This is a genomic window from candidate division WOR-3 bacterium, assembly GCA_016867815.1.
Lineage (GTDB): Bacteria > Hydrothermota > Tepidihabitantia > Tepidihabitantales > Tepidihabitantaceae > UBA2258.
In genome coordinates this window covers 1-1711 of sequence record VGIR01000210.1, presented here as the reverse complement: position 1 = coordinate 1711, position 1711 = coordinate 1, and the positions used below count along the sequence as shown (strand labels likewise).

General features: G+C 62.0%; 2 protein-coding genes. Both read left to right on the top strand.

Annotated elements, in window-relative coordinates; genetic code table 11:
* Position 1: 1 nt before the first annotated feature.
* Positions 2 to 343, top strand: a complete 342-nt coding sequence (locus FJY68_14395) for a T9SS type A sorting domain-containing protein (GenBank protein ID MBM3333010.1) — start codon at positions 2 to 4, stop codon at positions 341 to 343.
* A gap of 9 nt (positions 344 to 352) precedes the next feature.
* Entirely contained in the window at positions 353 to 1390 is a 1038-nt protein-coding gene (locus tag FJY68_14390) for a PorV/PorQ family protein (protein MBM3333009.1), read from the top strand.
* The last annotated feature ends 321 nt before the right edge of the window (positions 1391 to 1711 follow it).

The window sequence follows — 1711 nt, the reverse complement described above, 5'->3', positions numbered from 1 at the left end:
TATCAGCGCTTTGGATACGCTTGGCTACGCGGTGCGGGACAGCTTCTTCCTGACCGTGCGCGGGCCGCAGCCGCGCCAGACCCTCGACTCGCTGCGAGTCGCTCCGATACCATTCAAGCCACATCAGAATCCTGAGCATGACGCCATTCACTTCCAGGGGCTGAGTGCCGGGGCAAAGGTGATTGTCTACGATGCTTCAGGGCAGTCGGTCTGGAGCGCGACCGAGTCGGGTGACGGGCATCTGGCGTGGAAAGCCGAGGTGGCTAGCGGCATCTACGCGTACCTGGTTGTCTCCAAGGACGGACAGAGCCATGCCAAGGGCAAGCTCTCGGTTATCCGCTAGGAGGATGCGATGAAGAGAACCATGATGCCACGAAGAAACGCACCGTCTGACAGGGGCCGCAGAGGCCAAATCCACGAAACGGATCGGCATCGACAGGAGCAGTTTCGTTTCATCCGACTTCGTGCTTTCGTGGCTATCCATGTCCTGGTCGGGCTTCTGCTGCCCGCGCTGCTCCTTGGCAGCACCGGAGCGTCGTTTCTGAAGATCCCGGTCGGGCCGAGGGTGGTAGGGATGGGCGAGGCGGGAGTGGCCTGGATCGACGACGCTTCGGCCCTGTACTACAACCCGGCCGGGCTGGCGCACGTGCCCACCTTCGACGTCCTGCTATCTCACAACCAGTGGTTCCTCGACATGAACCACGAGTATGTAGCGGGCGTGTATGGCTTCGAGGGAATCGGCAAGTTCGGTCTCGCGTTTGACTACTGGGGCTCGGGCGCAATCCAGGGCGTCAACATCCGTGGCGAGACCGTGCCCGGCTACATCTTCTCGGCTGCTGACTGGTCGCTTGCCCTCGGCTACGCGCGGAGTATCTCCGACTTCTCTTTCGGCTTCGGGGCGAAGTTCATCCACCAGCAGATGGAGAGCCTCTCGACCTCGGCCGGGGCGTTCGACGTGGGAGTGCATTACCTAACCCCGCTGGAAGGACTGAAGGTCGGGGCCTCGGTTACCAACGTCGGGCCCATGACCGAGCTCTACCAGGAGATCTACGCCATGCCTACGCAGGCACGTCTGGGCTGGCGGTATGACCGCGACATTGCCGGAATAGCCCTGGGGGTCACGCAGGACTTCATCCTCTCCGAGAGCGAGAAGCCGGGCATAGCCGCCGGGGTCGAATGCCGCCCGGTCGAACTCGTCGCGCTCCGGGTCGGATATCGAACCGGGTCAGACTACGAAGGCTTCTCCGGCCTGCGGGCAGGGCTGGGCCTTTCCTGGCAGGGCATCGGCGTGGACTATGCCTTTGCGCCCTACGGCAAGCTCGGCGCCTCCCACCGTATCTCCATCTGCTACCGCGGTCTCGCGCCGGTGGACGACGAAGAAGAGGAGTAGCGCGTGAGTGTCTATGCGATGGGCGATTTCGGTGACATCCTACCTAGTCTCATATCCCGTCAACGCCGGGGTGAGTCCGACATCCATCGGTCCTGAGAATAGTCGTTACAGGCCCGCAGTTAAGCCGGGGGCCGCAGCCGTTGTCCGGTCTGGCGGGCGGTAGGAACCTCGTACAGGGCCGGATGCCCTCCCGGATGCCGAGTGAAGAAAAGGGGGACAGTGGGGCTGTTGAAAAACCCTCTTTTGATGCAACCATGTAAGTATGTCAGCCGTCTGAAGGTTGGATGCCACCGAAAGGAGCCCGACCTTGATTGGACATCA

Bases quoted from the DNA above. Each gene is read 5' to 3' on its own strand.
- FJY68_14390 (MBM3333009.1), top strand. From the start codon at position 353: ATGAAGAGAACCATGATGCCACGAAGAAACGCACCGTCTGACAGGGGC.